At 58.7% G+C, this 18,231-nt stretch carries 16 protein-coding genes and 6 pseudogenes; 12 read left to right on the top strand and 10 right to left on the bottom strand.

What is annotated here, in order from left to right; translation table 11 throughout:
- Window positions 1-450: 450 nt before the first annotated feature.
- Window positions 451-982 (bottom strand): annotated as a pseudogene (locus J2R78_RS45280) (IS110 family transposase); the annotation flags it as partial.
- A gap of 176 nt (window positions 983-1,158) precedes the next feature.
- Here J2R78_RS45280 and istA point away from each other — a divergent pair.
- Window positions 1,159-2,709 (top strand): IS21 family transposase, encoded by a 1,551-nt coding sequence (gene istA / locus J2R78_RS07805; RefSeq protein WP_253603713.1) that lies wholly within the window; start codon window positions 1,159-1,161, stop codon window positions 2,707-2,709.
- Window positions 2,710-2,726: 17 nt separating this feature from the next.
- Entirely contained in the window at window positions 2,727-3,503 is a 777-nt protein-coding gene (istB, locus tag J2R78_RS07800; protein WP_253609770.1) for an IS21-like element helper ATPase IstB, read from the top strand.
- Between the two features lie 68 nt (window positions 3,504-3,571).
- Here istB and J2R78_RS45275 read toward each other — a convergent pair whose 3' ends face one another.
- Window positions 3,572-3,832: a hypothetical protein gene (locus J2R78_RS45275; protein ID WP_256559073.1), complete on the bottom strand. Its 261-nt coding sequence runs from the start codon at window positions 3,830-3,832 to the stop codon at window positions 3,572-3,574.
- A gap of 632 nt (window positions 3,833-4,464) precedes the next feature.
- On the opposite strand from J2R78_RS45275, the gene ectB reads away from it, so the two are divergent.
- The 4 genes from ectB to J2R78_RS07775 all read left to right on the top strand — a co-directional run bounded on the left by ectB (window position 4,465) and on the right by J2R78_RS07775 (window position 9,714).
- Window positions 4,465-5,736, top strand: coding sequence for a diaminobutyrate--2-oxoglutarate transaminase (gene ectB / locus J2R78_RS07790; RefSeq protein WP_253603710.1), 1,272 nt, complete (start codon window positions 4,465-4,467; stop codon window positions 5,734-5,736).
- A complete protein-coding gene (locus J2R78_RS07785) occupies window positions 5,714-6,556 on the top strand; it encodes a hypothetical protein (RefSeq protein WP_253603708.1) in 843 nt (280 codons plus the stop codon). Before ectB ends, J2R78_RS07785 begins: the two co-directional genes overlap by 23 nt.
- A 702-nt stretch (window positions 6,557-7,258) precedes the next feature.
- Window positions 7,259-9,049: a class I adenylate-forming enzyme family protein gene (locus tag J2R78_RS07780; RefSeq protein ID WP_253603706.1), complete on the top strand. Its 1,791-nt coding sequence runs from the start codon at window positions 7,259-7,261 to the stop codon at window positions 9,047-9,049.
- A 269-nt stretch (window positions 9,050-9,318) separates the two neighbouring features.
- A complete protein-coding gene (locus tag J2R78_RS07775; protein WP_253603704.1) occupies window positions 9,319-9,714 on the top strand; it encodes a 3-keto-5-aminohexanoate cleavage protein in 396 nt (131 codons plus the stop codon).
- A 5-nt stretch (window positions 9,715-9,719) separates the two neighbouring features.
- Here J2R78_RS07775 and J2R78_RS07770 read toward each other — a convergent pair whose 3' ends face one another.
- On the bottom strand, window positions 9,720-10,064 hold the full coding sequence (locus tag J2R78_RS07770) for a hypothetical protein (RefSeq protein WP_253603703.1): 345 nt from the start codon (window positions 10,062-10,064) through the stop codon (window positions 9,720-9,722).
- On the bottom strand, window positions 10,064-11,155 hold the full coding sequence (locus J2R78_RS07765; protein ID WP_069276043.1) for an IS5 family transposase: 1,092 nt from the start codon (window positions 11,153-11,155) through the stop codon (window positions 10,064-10,066). The genes J2R78_RS07770 and J2R78_RS07765 overlap by 1 nt, the downstream gene beginning before the upstream one ends.
- Window positions 11,156-11,190: 35 nt before the next feature.
- Here J2R78_RS07765 and J2R78_RS07760 point away from each other — a divergent pair, with 35 nt between their 5' ends.
- From J2R78_RS07760 to J2R78_RS07745, 5 genes and pseudogenes are all read left to right on the top strand, one after another.
- Complete coding sequence (locus tag J2R78_RS07760) at window positions 11,191-11,736, top strand: 3-keto-5-aminohexanoate cleavage protein (protein WP_253603701.1); 546 nt, start codon at window positions 11,191-11,193, stop codon at window positions 11,734-11,736.
- Window positions 11,737-12,304: 568 nt separating this feature from the next.
- Window positions 12,305-12,619, top strand: coding sequence for a transposase (locus tag J2R78_RS07755; RefSeq protein WP_253603699.1), 315 nt, complete (start codon window positions 12,305-12,307; stop codon window positions 12,617-12,619).
- Complete coding sequence (locus J2R78_RS44700) at window positions 12,603-12,725, top strand: hypothetical protein (protein ID WP_256558535.1); 123 nt, start codon at window positions 12,603-12,605, stop codon at window positions 12,723-12,725. Before J2R78_RS07755 ends, J2R78_RS44700 begins: the two co-directional genes overlap by 17 nt.
- Window positions 12,722-13,078, top strand: coding sequence for an IS66 family insertion sequence element accessory protein TnpB (gene tnpB / locus J2R78_RS07750; protein WP_253603697.1), 357 nt, complete (start codon window positions 12,722-12,724; stop codon window positions 13,076-13,078). Before J2R78_RS44700 ends, tnpB begins: the two co-directional genes overlap by 4 nt.
- Before the next feature lie 74 nt (window positions 13,079-13,152).
- Window positions 13,153-13,583, top strand: a pseudogene (locus J2R78_RS07745) (IS66 family transposase zinc-finger binding domain-containing protein); the annotation flags it as partial.
- On the opposite strand, the pseudogene J2R78_RS07740 reads toward J2R78_RS07745, so the two are convergent.
- Both J2R78_RS07740 and J2R78_RS07735 read right to left on the bottom strand, forming a co-directional pair.
- Window positions 13,583-14,421: pseudogene (locus J2R78_RS07740) on the bottom strand (DDE-type integrase/transposase/recombinase); the annotation flags it as partial. The pseudogenes J2R78_RS07745 and J2R78_RS07740 sit on opposite strands and share 1 nt — an antisense overlap.
- A 327-nt stretch (window positions 14,422-14,748) precedes the next feature.
- A pseudogene (locus J2R78_RS07735) lies at window positions 14,749-15,782 on the bottom strand (IS630 family transposase).
- 232 nt (window positions 15,783-16,014) lie between these two features.
- On the opposite strand from J2R78_RS07735, the gene J2R78_RS07730 reads away from it, so the two are divergent.
- Complete coding sequence (locus tag J2R78_RS07730) at window positions 16,015-17,109, top strand: DUF2817 domain-containing protein (protein ID WP_253603695.1); 1,095 nt, start codon at window positions 16,015-16,017, stop codon at window positions 17,107-17,109.
- A gap of 335 nt (window positions 17,110-17,444) precedes the next feature.
- Here J2R78_RS07730 and J2R78_RS45270 read toward each other — a convergent pair.
- The 4 genes and pseudogenes from J2R78_RS45270 to J2R78_RS07715 form a co-directional block, all read right to left on the bottom strand.
- A pseudogene (locus J2R78_RS45270) lies at window positions 17,445-17,605 on the bottom strand (IS3 family transposase); the annotation flags it as partial.
- Window positions 17,606-17,629: 24 nt separating this feature from the next.
- Window positions 17,630-17,707, bottom strand: coding sequence for a hypothetical protein (locus J2R78_RS07725; RefSeq protein ID WP_253609774.1), 78 nt, complete (start codon window positions 17,705-17,707; stop codon window positions 17,630-17,632).
- Window positions 17,708-17,856: 149 nt separating this feature from the next.
- Window positions 17,857-17,910 (bottom strand): annotated as a pseudogene (locus J2R78_RS07720) (hypothetical protein); the annotation flags it as partial.
- Window positions 17,911-18,007: 97 nt separating this feature from the next.
- Window positions 18,008-18,178: a hypothetical protein gene (locus J2R78_RS07715; RefSeq protein WP_253603694.1), complete on the bottom strand. Its 171-nt coding sequence runs from the start codon at window positions 18,176-18,178 to the stop codon at window positions 18,008-18,010.
- Window positions 18,179-18,231: the final 53 nt, after the last annotated feature.

The following is an 18,231-nucleotide window of genomic DNA, read 5'->3' as shown; positions in this document are numbered from 1 at the left end:
TGACGCGTGGTAATTTGTGGAACGTGTGACCTTATGTATGGTCCGGCCGTGCGTTGCGAGAAGATTCGTCGAATTGGTGGCAGCGGTCTTGCATCAATGTGTCCGGCCTCTTATTGAAGCGTTTGTGCTCCGGGCCATCATGGACATCTGCGCGTGCGTTCTGATTAGTCAACAGGCCTCGAACGGGCCATTAAGGTCACCAGTATCCGCACACGCTCGGAAGTCCTCCATTTTGTCTTGTCTTCTCGCAGATCTCGGCTGGAGACTGTTGATGCGGCTATGTCATCGCTTGCGCCTGATGTTGCGTCGTTCCTTTGTTCGGACCAAAGGTCCTTCGTCCCGGCCCGCAGAACGTCGATCGCGTCGCGCGCAGGGGCGGTCAAGGCCGGCCGTCGCTCTTGCTTACGGCTGACTGGACGTCGCCAGGCCGCGCCAAGCACGGGGCGATCGTTAGGCGGGTCGAGCGTCTGCATCGCCGATCCTGGTTATCTCGAAGACGCGTCCTTTGGCCAGCACAGCCCCGGCGATGTGGGCAAGTTTGTTGGCGAGCGTGATTGCGAGCACATTGTGGTGTGGCCGCTTCTTGGCGGCTTCGATCCAGGATGTGAACCCGTAACGTTCCCAGTTCTTTATCCTGACCAGCACAACCCAGCGCAACATGCGTGGTGACAGGGCATCGGTGCGCGTCGTAAGAATGGTGGCAAGTTCTGCCTAGGAAGCCGATGCCCTGTCGCATGGCGATCCCGCGCTCCAGCATGAAGGCGGCGGTCTTGGTCGCGACGAACGTCATCGTCGTGCGCTGCACGGCCTCGGCAATCGCTTCGGCATCATTGAAGTCGTTCTTCTGTCCCTTGCTGTAAGGGCGGACGTATTTGGCCGGCACCAGCCTGGCATCGTGACCAAGCGATGCGAGTTTGCGGTCCAGGTGATGTGCGCCGACGCAAGCTTCCATGCCGATGAGGCAGCGCGACATATTGGCGACCGCCCTTCCACTGCGTGTTTCGGCAATTTCCGGACAGCAATTTCGCTAATTCGCGGACAGCGATTTCAGTAATTCCGGGACAGGGATTCCGCTAAATCGCGGACAGTTGCGGGAGGTTGGTTTTCGGGAGCGCCGTTCAGGCAATGTTCTCTCTCAAGCTGAGTTTGAGAGGGGCAATGCCGAGACGGAAGCAAGCGAAACGAACCACTGTGAAGGACCTACGATCGATCCTGAGGCTGACGTACGAGCAGGACCTGTCGGTTCGGGAGATCTCGGAACGGCTGCAGATCAGCAAGAGTTCGGTTGCCACCTACCTGCTGCGAGCGCGTGAAGCGGGTTTGAGCTGGCCGCTGCCGCCGATTTACGAGAGCGAGGCGGCCTTGCAGCGAGCCTTGTTCCGGCGGGTCGGGCGCCCCCCGCAGGACTTGAGCGAGCCAGAGTGGCCACGGGTGGCGCAGGAGCTCAAGCGCAAGGGCGTGACGCTGACGCTGCTGTGGCAGGAATACCGGACGGCGCATCCCGACGGCTATGGTTACACGTGGTTCTGCGAGAAGTTCGACGCCTATCGGCGCCGGGCGAACCCGACCTTCCGTCATCGCCACGCGGCGGGTGCAGTGATGCAGACCGACTATGCCGGTCCGACGGTGGAGGTGATCGATCCGCAAACCGGCGAGATCCGTCAGGCGCAGATATTTGTCGCGGTGCTCGGGGCCTCGTCGCTGACCTTCGCTATGGGGAGCTTCGGTCAGCGACTACCAGATTGGATCGAAGGCCAGACCCGAGCCTTGTCGTACTTCGGCGGAGTTCCCAAGGCGATCGTCTGCGACAATCTGAAGGCCGGGGTCGTCAAGGCGTTGTGGTTCGAGCCGACGCTCAACCAAACCTTTGCCGCCATGGCCGAGCACTACGACACGACGATTTTGCCGACCCGCAGCCGCAAGCCGCGCGACAAGGGCAAGGTTGAAGGCGCGGTGCTGATTGTTGAGCGCTGGATTCTGGCACGGCTGCGCCATCGGCGGTTCTTCAACCTGACCGATCTCAATACTGCGATCGGCGGTCTGCTGGAGGAGCTGAACCATCGGCCGATGCGCCATATCGGCAAATCCCGCCGGCAGCTGTTCGAGGAGATCGAGCGCGCTGCGTTGACGCCGCTGCCGGGCGAGCCGTTCGAATACGCCGAGTGGAAAACGGCGAAGGTCCACCCCGATTATCACGTCGAAGTCGACAAGACCTTTTACTCGGTGCCGCACCGGCTGATCGGCCGTCGGGTGGACGTCCGGCTCACCTATCGAGCCGTCGAGATCTTCCAGGATCACACGCGTGTCGCCAGCCATGTGCGCCGCTCTCAGCGCGGCGGCCATGTCACCGTGAACGAGCACATGCCCAAGGCCCATCAGCGTTATGCCAATATGACGCCGGCGAGCTTGATCAAGATGGCAGCGCGGATCGGCGTCAACACCGCCACTCTGGTCGAGCGGATGATGCGTGAGCGCCCGCATCCCGAGCAGGGTTATCGCTCCGCCATGGGGATCATCGCCCTGGCACGGCGCTACGAGCGCGATCGGCTCGAAGCGGCCTGCGAGCGGGCACTCGTCATCAACGCGATCAGCTACTCCTCGGTGAGCGCGATCCTCAAATCCGGGCTCGACCGCGCGAGCCCTGCTGCCGCACCCGTCAAAGCCACCCCCTCGCACGCCAACATCCGTGGTGGGGGCTATTATCAATGAAGGAAAGGAACATCGCGATGCTGACCCACCCGACCCTCGAGCAGATGCAGGCGCTCGGCCTTGCCGGAATGGCGGCCGCTTACCGGCAACTAGCCGAACAGGACAATGCCGCCGATCTCAGCCGGGATGAGTGGCTCGGCCTGATGCTCGATCGCGAAGCCGCCATGCGTGCCGACCGGCGCCTGACCAATCGGCTGGCCGCAGCCAAGCTGCGCTTCGTCGACGCCTGTATCGAAGACGTCGACTTCGCTTCCCGCCGCGGCCTTGACCGGCGCAACACCCTGCAGCTGGCGCAAGGCGCCTGGCTGAAAGCCCATGAGAACTTCATCATCACCGGCCTGACGGGGACTGGCAAAACCTGGTTGGCATGTGCCTTCGGACGCCAGGCGGCCAGGCTCGATCATTCCGTCCTTTATTTGCGTATGCCGCGCTTGTTCGAAGACCTCGCCATGGCCCGTCTCGATGGTCGCTTCCCGCGCCTCATCGATAAGCTTGCACGTGTCCAGTTGCTCATCCTCGACGATTGGGGCACCCACACCCTCAATGACCAGCAGCGCCTTGATCTCCTCGAAATCTTCGAAGAGCGCTACAGGCGCAAATCGACCTTGATTACCGCTCAGCTGCCCGTTGCCCAATGGCACGACATGATCGGCGAGCCAACCATCGCAGATGCTATCCTCGACCGGATCATCCACAACTCCCACCGTATCGCCCTCGAAGGCGACAGCATGCGAAGGAAAAAAGCCGCGCGCCCCTTGACCGACGTCGAAAACAGCGAAACGAATATCAACTGACTTCAACAACCAGGCAACCAAAAGCCAGCGCCGCCACGCTGTCCGCGATTTAGCGAAACTGCTGTCCGTCAGTTAGCGAAACCGCTGTCCCGTTTTTGCGAAATACGCACTTCCACTTGGCCGCGCGACCACTTTTGCCGCAGAACGATGGCGACGCGCGCATCGTGGTCCACGACGTGGTACAAGTTTTTGCCGATATCGATGCCAATTACGGCGATCGCGGAGGGGATCGTGGAGCGTTTGCGTTGATCACTGATAAGACGATCAGTCGCGGCGCCTTTTTCAATGTTAAGCAACTCGTCCGAAAAATCGGCACTTCGTCTCAGCATACAACGCTACCTGCCAGCCCTTCCGATGCCATGGCAGACGCAATCGTCGAGAGGCCGCATCGACTTTGCTCACGAATTATCGGGATAGGACAGTAGCTGTACCGTCTTATCGACGATTGAGAGCCGACGGCGCAAGCACCTCAGCGGAGGAAATCGAAGCTCGCCCACAACTCGGAAGGCTAAATCGAAACACCGAGAAGGCTTGGGTTTTCCGCAGTAGGCGCGGCGCCGGCCTGTTAGAAGTCGGCCGGGCGCGGGGGACATAAGACTACCAGCTTTAGTAGCTTCGTTGTTTGCCTTTCATGGGTAAGTAAGCGCAGTCATTTCGAGACATACGTCACGCAACACAAGCCGTACGTCCTGAACCTGGTGTTATCCGCAGTCTGCACAGACGAACAGAAGTGTGATCGACGTACAACTTGTCAAGGAGCCCATGGATGCTGCGATGGCGAGCCGCACCGTCGACCCCCATTTGCGGAGACACGCGCTACAGCTGTTTCGATTCAATCATCAGCCGGATTGTGCCGGCACGACCGGCCGATCCGAGTCTGGGTGAAGAACATCTATCACCAACCAGTCGCGTCAAATCGCCATCTACTGAACCCAATGTCTACCCGCAGATGGACTCTTAAATGAAAACCGACGCTTTCTCGGCTCATGAATCAAACGTTCGTCGCTATGGGCGGTCATTTCCAACGGTCTTTACGAGAGGCCTTGGGGCCACAATCTGGGACGAGGCCGGCAAGCCTTACATAGATTTCTTTGTGGGGTCCGGCGCGCTCAACTACGGACACAACAATCCGAATCTTATCGCGCCAGCAATTGAATATCTCGCCGGTGGAAACATTCTATTGTCGCTTGATATGTATACAGCTGCAAAGCGTGAATTCATCGAGGTGTTTGTCGATTCGATCCTGAAACCCAGGGGCCTCTATTACAAGATACAGTTTCCTGGACCCACCGGGACAAATGCCAACGAGGCCGCGCTTGCATTGGCGCGAAAATATACTGGCCGCTCGGGCGTCATGGCCTTCACAAATGCGTTCCATGGCATGTCGCTTGGGTCCCTGGCGGTATCTGGGTCGGCGTCGACCAGGGATCTGGGCGGGGTTGCTCGCCACGATGTGATCCGCGTTCCCTATGAAGGCTATCCTGATCGATCTTTTGATTCCGCAAGTTACATCGACTACGTACTGGGTGACCAAGGCAGCGGGATAGAAAAGCCGGCCGCAATAATTCTGGAGACCATCCAGGCAGAAGGGGGCATGAACAGCGCATCCGCAGCTTGGCTCATAGAAATGCAACGAATCTGCCGAAAGCACGACGTTGTTTTGATCGTCGACGACATTCAGGCGGGTGCGGGACGAACGGGCGATTTCTTCTCGTTTGAATTCGCGAAAATCGAACCTGACATCGTGTGCCTTTCGAAGTCCCTGAGCGGTTCAGGTAATCCGTTATCCATTGTTCTGATTCGCCCCGACTTGGACATTTGGAAGCCTGGGGAGCATAGCGGTACGTTTAGAGGCAATAATCTTGCCTTCGTCACTGCAGCCGCCATGTGCAAATTGTGGTCCGACAGGCAGTTCACTGGAAGTGTTGCGCGGACACTAGTCGAACTGCAAGCACATCTTGATCGCCTCGTTGAGAAATTTCCCAAAGTCATTGAGCAAAAGCGCGGCCGTGGTCTGATGGCTGGCCTCAAGTGCCGTTCGCAGAACGTGGTCGGTCGTGCGCACGATATCGCCTTCGAAAACGGCCTATTGATCGAATCGTCAGGGCCAAATCGCGACGTCATCAAAATCCTCCCACCAATAACCATCACTGATGACGAACTCAGTCATGCCATCACCATTCTCGAGAATGCACTACAGGAGCAAGCTAATGGCGACTGCCCAAATATCTAAAGCGCCAACCGTCGTACCTCTTGCGATCAGAGAACGAACCGGCTCTATCAGTACTGCGGAAATCATTTCAGTCTTGAAAGGTGAGGTCACGGGCCTGCACATTAAGCAAGGCTTCAGTGTCGAAGTAGCCGAGGAAATCACCGCAAACTTTCTTCGCAATCCTGGTCTTAAGGAACGAAAAGACGGCGTTCCCGGACAATATGTCGGCGCATCTCACTACAGGAAGAATGCAGCCAGCTATTTCGCACAGTCCGAAGATGCACGGCCGTTCATCGACGCCGTCTTTGGCAAGTTGATTGATCCGGTCCGTAGTTTGTTCGATGGGTTGAAGCGCGACCTTCGCAATCAGGGAATTGAATTGCAGTTGGCCCGTTCATCACACGGCCAAGCTAATGTTTGCCGCGCTCTCTGTTGGTCCGGTACTGGTATGTACGCCTTGGAGCCCCACGATGACGTGGCTCAAGTTCTATGTGCCGGGAGCGATTGTGAGCTTCCAGCAGTGGCTCACAACACCGTCGTGGCACTCAACTTCTATACTAGCATGCCCGAGGAAGGTGGTAATCTGCGGATCTGGGGCCACAAGCCAACGGTCTCTGAGCGAAAGTCTCAGGGCTTGGAGACGACAGGCTATCCCTATTCGACAGGCTATCTTGAAGCATTCCCTTGGCATGACTTCGAGCTCAAGACGGGAGACATCGCTCTGATCGATGGCGGTTTCATTCACGGCGTCACCCGGCAATCCGGCAACGGAAAGCGCCGCCTTCTGCTGAACTGCTTCTTCGGGTTTGCGCGGCCGGATCTTGTTCTGTGGTGGACCTGAAGCTAAACGCACGAACCGTGCGACCCCTCTGGCTACAGTTAAGGCGTTAACATGCTCGTCGCGGGAGAAGCGATTCTGTGACAGATGATCGCGCTGATTGAATGCCGGCGTCATTGATAATGGCGTAGCGCGTGGTCTGCAGTGTGGTGATGACAGGTTGCGGCGGTGATCGAAGCACCAAGGTTCGTGTCGATCCAATCGACGCTGAGAACGGAAGTGAAGGCAGGGACCCCGATCGTCTTTCGTTCGCATAGACGAGCGGGAGGCGGCGGTCGGACGCGAGGCGCTGAGGCTGGACCACGACGATGTGGCCACCGTGCGGGAATCGATGATGCGGTCTGCTACTGCGCCGGGTAGTTTTAGGTCCATCCAGAAAGCGACGATGATCGTGACGGAAGGCTTGCTTGATTTCCTCGATCGTACATGGCGGGCCGATAAAGAGTTACCAACTCGTCCCTTTGGCGCGCAACATCATCGACCGCACGCTCTAGTGCCATCGATCCCGCTGCCCACTAAAAGCGCTCTTGTGGATTATCAATGCTAGATAGGTGCCAATGCCGCTTCTTTAAATTGGACAATACGATGAGGACTCACCAGAGTAGGTAGTGTTTCGTCCCCCTTTGATGATGTACCAATCCGACGTAGAGGCTACGCAGCTCATAAAGACGTTTGAGTTAGCTTCCTTGGAGGCGAGCCTGGCCGATGGTTGTCTCCGTCACGCGCATGCTGGACGGACCTAAGCTGACTGCCGGTTTAGGTGATCGGCAGCTGCGTCAACTGTTAGGTGAAGATGTTTCGTCCGTCAGTAAATGTTTCTTTAGCCTCCTGAGCACGGTTTTAATAATGCCCTCTCTAAAAGTGACACAAACCCAGCTCCAAGAGCGCGTCGCGAATGTGCTGCGCGCGATCGAGGCACTGGAGTCCGAATATGAGACGATCACGATCGGACAGCTTGTTTCAAGGCGCGCTAGAACTCACAGCTCAACAATCGCAATCGACATCTTCGATCGCGGCGAGCGTGCGACTTACTCCGAGATGGACCGATGGTCGAACAAATATGCACAAGCGCTGCGTACACTCGGCGTACATAAGGGTGATCGCATTGGCGTGATGCTGCCCAACCGCATCGAATTCCCGCTTCTATGGTTCGCGATTGCGAAGCTAGGTGCGGTGATGGTCCCGATCAACATGCGCTACACGCCGAGGGAGATTGAATACGTTCTCAGCGATACACAGGCCAAGTTCGCCGTCATCGACGGGGCCGCATGGTCAGTGTTCTCGGTCATGGAGGCTTGGCCACGAGATCTCGCCAAGGAACGAGTAATTCTTATCGGACAACCTTCCCAAGGGACAGCCACGTCTCTCCAAGAATTGCTCGAGGGCGTCGACGATTCTCCGGTGGAGGAGGATATCCGCCCCGACGACCTGTTGAACATTCAATATACCTCGGGAACAACGGGCTTTCCGAAAGGCTGCATGTTGACACATGACTACTGGGGTATGTACTCTTATCAGGGGGTGTGTTGGGAGCGGCCGTACAAGAGATATCTTTCCGCACAGCCCTTCTTCTATGTCGATCCGCCAGCGCATCTTCTGAAGGCATATCGACAGGGCGGAACGCTCTTCCTAGCTCCGCAACTTAGCTCGACGCGCTTTGTCGGTTGGGTTAAGCGACACCGGATCGAGTGGTGCCAATTTCCCCAGCTGGTAGCGCGGGAGGCGGAGGCCGCCAACACAGACGGTACGACATGCCTGAAGCAGGTCCTGAATTGGGGCTGGAGTCCTGAGACCGTACGCCAGTTCCGGAACCGTTTTCGAGTGCGCACCGAGGAAGCGTACGGGATGACGGAAATCGGCTTCGGCACACGAATGACGAACTGGTTCGACGAGCTGGCTGACTCGAGTTCGGTGGGAATGCGCGCGCCCTTTCGCACGCTGCGGCTGATGAATGAGGATGGCAGCCCCACACCGATCGGCGACGTTGGCGAGCTGTGGGTGAGGGGACGCGGGATCTTCAAGGGCTATTGGAATAACCCGAACGCCAATGCAGCCTTGTTTGAAGGCGAATGGTTCAAGACCGGTGATCTGATGCGTTGCGATGAACTCGGTTTTCATTGGCTGGTGGGGCGCACAAAGGATATGATTCGCCGCTCGAGCGAGAACATCGCTGCACGCGAGTTAGAGGCGGTCATCCGCGAGATTCCTGAGATTACGGATGTGGCCGCTGTGCCCGTTAGCGATGCGAAGCGCGGCGAAGAGGTCAAGATTTACGTTGAATTCAGTGAAGGCGTCACGCCAGACAATCTGGCCGTGACGCGCATTCTCGAGCATGCTCGTGCACACCTCGCCGCGTTCAAGGTGCCGCGGTACATCGCCTTCACTCGGGCGCTTCCTAGGGCCACCACCAGCAATAAAGTGCTCAAACATGAGCTCATGTCCGTGAGCGATCCGCTTGCCGGCACCTACGACACTGAGGAGGGGCGCTGGCGCTGAAGCCGAAACGTTCTACCCAAGTTGGTGCGCGCGCTGTTTCTAGTTGATACTTCAAACGATCAAAGGAACACCATGACTACCACCGGCGATCCCGCCATGGGCTCGAGATCAGTGGTCGGAAAGTATCCAATTCGCGTCGCACTTGATGACGCGCGTAACGGGCGGCAACAGACGTTCGCGGATTAGCATACGCTCGCCGCCGCCAACTATCGCATAGCAGCCAAAACACTGATCGTTTAAAGCTGGCGATATCAACAGAGGAGTTCTTGATGTCTCGAAAGGTCATGGTCACGTGCGCAGTCACAGGTGGTAGTTCCGCGATCCTTGCGAAGCATCCAAACATTCCCAAGACGCCGGCACAAATTGCAGAGGCTGCACTGGAAGCAGCGAAAGCAGGGGCTGCGATTGTCCACATTCACGTCCGCGAGCCAGAAACCGGAGTCCCGTCAAACCGATTTGAGCTCTATGAACAGGTCGTCAAGAAGCTTCGGGACGCAGCGACCGACGTCATCGTCAACTTGACATGCGGAATGGATGGGAGCCTGACGCTTGCTTCCCTTGACCCAATAAATATAGGCAAGGCGACCACACTCAAAAATCCTATCGAGCGCTGTATTCACGCAATCAAACTTCAACCAGAGCTTGCGACCCTAGCAGGCCGTTGAAGAACTCAGCCGCGTTCGCAAACGAAGGCTGAATCGTCGCCATTGTGGATGTAGAAGTGGCTAACGAGCCTGCCCGCAGTGCCGATCATGGCCCATCCGCGACCACAGGACGGATCATTCTCGTCGTGCCTCTCCCATGAGAACTCGGCGCAGGCCGATCCGTCGCGGGTGCCGTAGCGAGCATCCAGGAAGCCCTTGAGAGCCCCAAACGCTATTTCGCCATCGGACTTGCCACGGAAGGTGAGATGCGCCTCTCCGACAAGATCGAGGAAGTCGCTGTCCCAGTTGTCCATTTCGACGATGCGCCAGCGGCCGGCAAAGGCCTTGGCAAAGCCGGGCACCTTGGCCATCAACCGGTCTCCGCGATCAACTTGGGCAGCCGCACCAGATTGTAGGCGGCCGCAGCGAAGGTAAAGGCCCATCCGACCCGATCACGGCCACGGAATCTGGTCTTCTCTTGCCCGGCGACCGTCTTGATCCAGCCGAATGCCTCCTCAATCCGCTTGCGGATGCGCTGGCTGACAGCATAACCGCCGTGCCGGGTCGTACGCCCGTCGATCGCAGAGCTACGGCCGCCGGTATTCTGCGCAACATGCGGCGTCACGTTCATCGAGCGCAGCTCGTTGACGAAGTCTTCTGCATCGTAGGCTTTGTCGGCACCAAGCGTGATCGCTGTCGGTCGATCGGCACGAGGCTCGATCATGTGCAGCGCGGCCACCCGTTCGGCATGCCCACCGGCCTGCGTCAGGCAGGCGTCGACCAGCAAGCCGTGGCGGTTCTCCATCAGCCCGTGCCCGATGAAGCACAGCTTCGTCTCCTTGCCTTTCCCCTTGCGGTAGAGCCTGGCCTCCGGATCGGTGGTCGAAGCATGGGTGTCGTTGGAGCGCTTCTGGCCATGGAAGTTCGCTTCAGCATTGCGCCCGCCGCCTTGGGCCGGCGGCTCGCCGGAGCTATCCTTCGGTTTGACGCTCTTCATCGAGGCCCAGGCCTCGATCAGCGTGCCGTCGACCGAGAAGTGATCGCTCGACAGAAGCTTCTTCACCCTGGGCTGCGCCAGCACCGCCGCCAGGAACTTCGCCGCGATGTCGCCTTCCAGCAGCCGGTCGCGGTTCTTCGAGAATACCGAATGGTCCCAGGCTGCATCGTCGACGCCGATTCCGACGAACCAGCGGAACAGCAAATCATATTCCAACCGCTCCATCAGAAGTCGCTCCGAGCGGATCGAATAAAACGCCTGCAACAGCATCGCCCGCAGCAGCTTCTCCGGCGGGATCGACGGCCGTCCAATCGGCGAATAAAGGGCGGCGAACTCGTGCTCCAGCGCCGCCAGCGCCTCGTTCACGATCGTCCGGATCCCTCGCAGCGGATGATCACGCCGCACCCTTGCTTCCAGGTCGACGTAGCTGAACAGCTCGCCCGTTCGATTGTCGCCGCCGCGCACGCACCATCTCCGAATCTCGTCGGAGCCAATGAATCATGATCCTCGGTCGGCGGCGACCGCCTTTTTTCAACAGCCTGCTAGATTGCGGCACCATGATTTTCGGAGAGAGCATGTATGTTGCGCGCATGTCCGATCTGCGAGAGATGGCGACGCTTATGCGAGAAGCGGGGGTCAAGCCTGAGCTCGAATGCTTCGAGCTGGGGCACATTGAAACCGCCAAGAACCTGATATCGGAGAGTAAAATTGATGCTCCCCCGCTTTTTCAATTCTGCCTCGGCACAGGGTATGGCGCTCCCGCTGTGCCAATTATTGTGCAAGCGATGCGAGAGATTTTGCCCTCAGGGGCCATCTGGGGTGGATTCGGCTGTGGTGCCGGCGAAATGCCTGCGGTCGCACAGCTGTTGACAATGGGCGGGCACGTTCGAGTTGGATTGGAAGACAACATCTATCTTCGACGTGGCGTGCTTGCATCCAACGCCCAACTCGTCGAGAATGCCGTTGGAATCATCGAGCGCATTGGCGCCAGCGTCGCCACACCGGCCGAGGCCCGTGAAATTCTCGGCGTTGTGAAACGCGGATAACCGTTGTCAGAGCAGGACACTAGGCCGTGCTGCAACGTCGACTCTTTTCTCATTGCTGACGAAGAAAAACTCAATTCGAAGGAGCTGTTTTGTTAAGCTGACTCGTCGATTGTGCATTTTTGGCGCAACGCCTTTTAGCCATATGTCATCTTTGTCAACTGCCCGTTCGGAATGTCGGCTCGGCATCGGGTAGGAGAGCCGTTTCCGCGCGAGGTTTACCCCCGAGCCTTCACCTGCCGCAAACGCTTGCCCGACAAGAAGGCCTGCCAGATCACGGTCGATCGGCTTACACTTGCCCCGTAGGCGGGGTGCAAGGCCGAACTCGACGAACGCCTGACGACCTTGCGCCGGCCGACTACTCGACATCAGGTGGCTCCGCGCTCACTTCGCCCCTAGCCTGTGATGGTCCGGCCGTGCTGCCGCCAAGCCAGCAGCGAATGCTGGCACGGGGGAACCGAAGACAAGGAGCGCGCCATGTCACAGAACCGTAAGCGCTGTTCCGCGGCCACCTACCGGAAGACGGGGTGATCTGCGAGTCTGCGGATCGGTTTGGACCGTTAGGCTTAGAATGGACACAGTGCATAGTGCTATCACGGTGCCGGTGCGACGGCTTGAGGTCTTCACCGGAACTGGCCGTCGGCGGGAGTGGAGCGACGAGGACAAGGCGCGGATCGTTGCGGAGATCGTGGCGAGTGGCGACTCGGTGTGTTCCGTGACCCAACGGCATGGATTGTCGCCGCAGCAGCTGTTTGGCTGGCGACGTCAGTTGCGAGAAGCCGCAGGCGGTCATTCCGAAGCTCACGAAGTACAGTTTGTGCCGGCGGTAGTGGACGCAGCGGTACCGACGCCGACTGCGGCGCAAAGCGGTGGGCAAGGCAGATAGCGGGATCATCGAGATCGAAGTCGACGGAATCACGATCCGGGCCGGTCGTGGTGAGGACCCGACGATGATTGCGTCGATCGTCCAGGCACTGAAGGCGAACCGGTGATTGGTCCGTCGGGTGCGGTCCGGGTGATGGTGGCGACCAAACCGGTAGACTTCCGCAAGGGGATGGAAGGGCTTGCGACCCTGGTGCGCGAGATCATGCGGGCAGACCCATTCTCGGGAGCTGTCTATGTGTTCCGGGCCAAGCAGGCGGATCGGATCAAGCTAGTGTTCTGGGACGGAACGGATCTGTGTCTCTTCACCAAAAGGCTCGAGGATGGGATCTTCCGCTGGCCGAAGGTCGAGGACGCCGTGATGCGTCTGTCGGCGGCGCAATTGTCTGCGCTGCTGGAAGGACTCGACTGGCGGCTTGTGCATGAGGCGCGGGAGACGCCGGCGCCAACGCAAGCGGGATAGTTGTTAGCGGCACTGCGGCGAAGTGAATCAAGAGCGTGGGACGTGTCGCCAGATGGCGGCGAATATGCTCTGAATTGGGTGTGAGTGACGCCCTGCCTGACGATCCTGAGACGCTGAAGCGATGCTGCTCGCCGAGCGGTGCGAGAGCGAGCGGCTGCGTCAGATCATCAAGGAATTGCAGCGGCATCGGTTTGGCCGGCGGGCAGAGACGCTGCCTGAAGATCAGATGCTGCTGGGCCTCGAAGACGTCGAGCAAGTCGCGGCGTACGGCGAGGCACAAGACGTCAGTGCACCTGAAGGCCGTGACGCGCGAACTCGCAAGCGTCGCGGCAACCGCGGCGCCCTGCCGGCGCACCTGCCGCGGATCGAGGTCATCGTCGACATTGAGGACAAGACCTGTCCCTGCTGCCAGGGCGAGTTACACCGGATCGACGAGGATAGAAGCGAGCGCCTGGACCTGGTCCCGGCGCAGTTCCGGATCCTCGCGACCCGGCGGCCCAAATATAGAGTCTTAAGGCGTCTGGCGAAGTTTGTAGGCGTCAAGGAAGGCAGCGAGGTGATCTTCCAGTTGGCGACGGGTCTCGTAGTGCTAGACGGTCGCCTCCTTAAGCGTGCGGTTCATTCTCTCGACCTGGCCGTTAGTCCAAGGGTCATTGGCTTTGGTCGGGCGATGTTCGATGCCATGTCCTAGGCTCGGTCGAAGGGGTGGCCGCGCCAGCTTGGGATGGCGCCATCGCGATTCTTGGGCAGGTCGACGAACTGGATACCGTTGTCGGTCAGCACAGTGTGGATTTGGCAAGGGACAGCTGCCGCCAACTCGTCGAGGAAAGCCCTGGCCGCAGCACCCGTGGCCTTTAACCACCAGCCGCGCAAAGGCATACTTGGTGGTCCGGTCCACTGCCACGAAGAGATAGAGTTTGCCTTCCTCGGTGCGAACCTCGGCGATGTCGATGTGGAACTAGCCAATGGTAGCGCTTGAAGGGTCGCCTGGCGGGCTTGTCGCCGGCGATCGGGTAGGCGGGCTGATCCCGTGGCGTTGCAGACAGCGGTGCAAGGACGAACGCGTGAGATGCGGGATCGTTGCCTGCAGTGCGTAGAGACAGTCATCGAGGCAGCAACACGTGCTTGCGGAGGGCGACGACCATCGCCTCTTCCGCGGTCGAGCGCACGGTCTTGGGGCCCATCGGCGCATCGTGGATGAAGGCGCGTTTACGCCACTTGGTGACCGTCTTCTGATTGAGGCCGTGCTGGGCGGCCAATTCTTTGAGCGAAGCTTTCGATCGCTGTATCGCCGGTCGGATGGCGTGCGTGGTCGTGGCGCTGCCATGGAGTATCTGGCCCATAGGTCCTCCCGGAATGAGGGATCAAATGGCTGATTCCCCCACACTCCGGGACCAGACATCTAGGCCGGTGGCTGCATGGGATCGGATCTCGCACGCACGGTGTAACGGCCGATCGAGGTCATTTGTAGGTTGAGACGTAGCCCGTTCTATGGAAGACTTCTTTATGGAAGACTTCGCATCCTCGCAACAAATGCAGAATTTCGGGAGCGCGAGGCCCTACATGGCGGAAATTCAGCTCTAAAGAGCTGTTACGAATGATGACGATACCGTCGTCCAGCTGTCGGATGGCAATTTGGTCTAGTAATCCTGAACCAGAAGTTCGCGATATTACGATGCTTGCGCTTGAGTATTGTAACGGCAGAAGCGCTCGATGGAAGCGAGGATATCATCGGCGGATTTGGTCCATTGGAATGGCTTGGGATCGGCATTGTGATAACTGATGAAGTCCATAATGTCGGCGCGCAGAGCCTGGACGCTGCGATAGATGCCGCGCCGGATCTTTTTGTCGGTGATGAGCGCGAAGAAGCGCTCGGCCTGATTGAGCCAAGACGAACTGGTCGGCGTGAGATGGACATGCCAGCGCGGCCGTTTGGCGAGCCAGTTGCGGATCAGCGGGGCCTGGTGCGTGGCGTAGTTGTCCATGGCGAGATGGACATCGAGACCGTGCGGGACGGCAGCCTCGATCTCGTCGAGGAACTTGCGAAATTCGGCGGCGCGGTGGCGGGCAAAGCATTTGCCGATGACCTTGCCCCGTCGCTAGTCGAGCACCGCGAAGAGCGAGGCCGTGCCGTGGCGCGTGTAGTCATGGCTGCGCCGCGCGGGCTGACCGGGGCGCATGGGCAACATGGGCTGGCTGCGGTCGAGCGCCTGAATTTGGGACTTCTCGTCCACACCCAGGACGACGGCATGCTGGGGCGGGGAGACGTAGAGGCTGACCACATCGCGCACCTTGGCCACGAAATCCGGGTCGGTCGAGAGCTTGAACGTCTCCATCCGATGAGGCTGCAAACCGAAGGCTCGCCAGATGCGCTGCACGCTTGAGACCGACAGGCCGCTTCCTTCGCCATGCCGCGCGAGCTCCAGTGGGTCGGATCCTTCGGGAGGCTTTCCAGGGTCCGTACGATGGTAGCTTCGATGCGCGCGTCATCGATCGTCCGCGGTGCTCCGGGCCTTGGCTCGTCGCGCAGGCCTTCCACGCGATCCTGCACAAAGCGCCGACGCCACTTGCCGACCGTGGTCTCGATCACACCGAGCTTCGCCGCCACCTCCTTGTTCTGGCTGCCTTCTGCACAGGCCAAAATGATCCGGGCGCTCAACGCCAGGGCTTGGGCCGTCTTGCGACGGCCGGCCAACGCCTTCAGCTCAGCTCGCTCCTCGTTGCTTTAGGATCAGGGATGCCAGTTCCGCCATCGAATGCTCCATCGCTGTGCCTCGAAAGACAATGGCACAGCGATGCGACTCTGACGCGAATCTAATGATGCGAATTTGTGACTCGGGACACTAGCCATCTTTGCGACGGGCGGTCGCGTCGCCGCGTTACTTCGGTGCCTGTCCTCGAATCTGGAGACGAAGTGAACGGAGAGGTTGAGTAGAATGAACATTGACATCGCAAAGCAAATTGCTCCTGTGGTCTTTTCTGACACTTACTTGGAAGCTAGACGCAAATTCTTGGCTTTGGTGCCTGCGGCGAAACCATACCTGTGCAGCACAAAAGGACCATCTGGTGAGGCTCTGTTCACCGATGCAGCATATTTCGGCAACCCAGATGCCAAGGGGCTCTTAGTCTTGGTTTCTGGTACGCATGGTCCCGAAGGCTATTGCGGGTCCGCGGCGCAACTTGTGTTTCTTCAGGCCGAATTCCACCAAAAGCTTCCGCGCTCGACTGCAGTGCTGTTCATCCATGCGCTAAATTGCCACGGTTTTGCTTGGGATCGCAGGACGACTGCCGAGGGGTGCGACCTCAATCGGAACTTCGTCGACTTTTCCAGGCCCGCGCCGCCCAATCCCGAGTATGAGGAGTTGGCAGATCATCTCGTTCCTTCAGACAGGACGAGGGAGGGGATGCGACGCGCAGAAGCTGCGATCGCAGCATATCGCGCGCAGCACGGCGAGCTTGGTTACAGATCAGCGAGAACGCGTGGTCAATACATTAGACCAGGTGGCCTGTTTTACGGCGGAACCGAGCCTACCGAAGCTAGGCGAGCGCTCGAGAAAATAGCCGACGATTTTGATGTAGCGGCACGCGACAAAGTCATCATCATCGACTACCACACCGGGCTCGGTCCCTACGGATACGGGGAGCTGCAATGCGAGCAGCCATCCGGAGTAAAGGGGTATGAGCGAGCAGCGAAAATCTTTGGCCCCTCCGTTACGTCGCCGGACCTGGGAACCTCGTCCTCGGTCATCTTGCACGGTACACAAGACGAATTTTGGCAGCGTGCCTTAGGGGACCGGCACACGTACGTTGCACTCGAATTTGGAACGTACACTAACCCAGCAATAGTGCGCGATGAACACTGGCTCTTCAAGCATCTACCGGAGGCGGCTGATTCCGAACTCGGTCGGCAGATCCGGAATGCCACCAAACTCCACTTTTATCCACAAAAGTCAGATTGGAAGGAGATGGTTGTTTGGAGAACGCACCTGGTGCATCGACAGGCGATCGAGGGACTTTCGTCTTGTGATTAGTCCGCTATCGAAGAGTCTCTCACTCCGAGGTACCGGTATTCCTCAGAGCAATTCCGCTCAATCATCTCATACGCGATTCCGCGGCCCTTTGTTGGCGAACACATCAGTGCAGCTGCGAAGCGCAACGTTTCGACGAACTATCGTTTCAGATGTCCGTTTTCGGCGCATGAACAAACCTAAGATAGCTGCACCGGTAGCTTAGGATCATGGCGGAAGGAGCATGTGATTGCCGGCAAATTGATCGGCTAAAACGATAGTAAACTAAAAGAAGCTTGCATATGACCACGATCGAGCCAATTCCTTTGACCGGTGCCCCGTGACCTCGCCCCCAAGTTTTATCCAATCCTGAGTTCGCTCTGGCTGGTGGATTTACCCGGATGGGCGGTGGTAGAGACGGAGCTGGTGCCGAGCCGTCGGCATAGTGCAGAGCCAGATCCCGTCACCGGTCGCAGGTAAAGGCGAACTCCGATGGTGTTTTCCATCCGAGTTGCGAGTGAAGTGTGAGCGCTTAGCCGCAACCCTATTGATGCTGGCTTGACGTTTTGCGGAACCGCCATGGCATGAGGTCGTCGATTTCGCTTTGGGGATGGCCGGGAATGATCGCCGTGAGCGTTTCGGCGATGTAGGCGACGGGTTGACGTCGTTGAGCTTACAGGTCGCCACGATGGATGCGAGCAAGGCCCAGTTTTCGGCTCCGACCTCATGACCGGCGAAGAGCGCGTTTTTTCTGGTCGAGCAGATTGGCCGGATCGCGTTTTCAACCGGATTGGTGTCGAGCTCGAGACGCCCGTGATCGAGCAAGCGCGTCAGCCCTGCCAATGATTGAGCGCGTAGCGGATGTCATCAGCGAGCGTCGAGCCGCTGGAGATCATCGACAGCTGTTTCTCGAATCACGGCTTCAACGCCTCGACGAGCGCAGCGAGTGTTTCTTGCGCGCGGCCAGCCTGATATCCGGCGATGAACCGCGTACCATGGCTTCGATGGCGTAGAGCTGTGCGACGTGCCAGACGGCGGCCTCGGCGATCGGCGATTTACTGTTGCGGGCCAATTTGACGAAACGCCAGCGCAAATGGCTCCAGCAATGTACGAGGTCCACGGCCCTTGCGGTCGGGCGACTTCGGT

The sequence above is a fragment of the Bradyrhizobium sp. USDA 4538 genome (genome assembly GCF_024171045.1).
Classification (GTDB): Bacteria; Pseudomonadota; Alphaproteobacteria; order Rhizobiales; family Xanthobacteraceae; genus Bradyrhizobium; species Bradyrhizobium australafricanum.
This window is presented reverse-complemented; position numbering and strand designations above follow the sequence as displayed.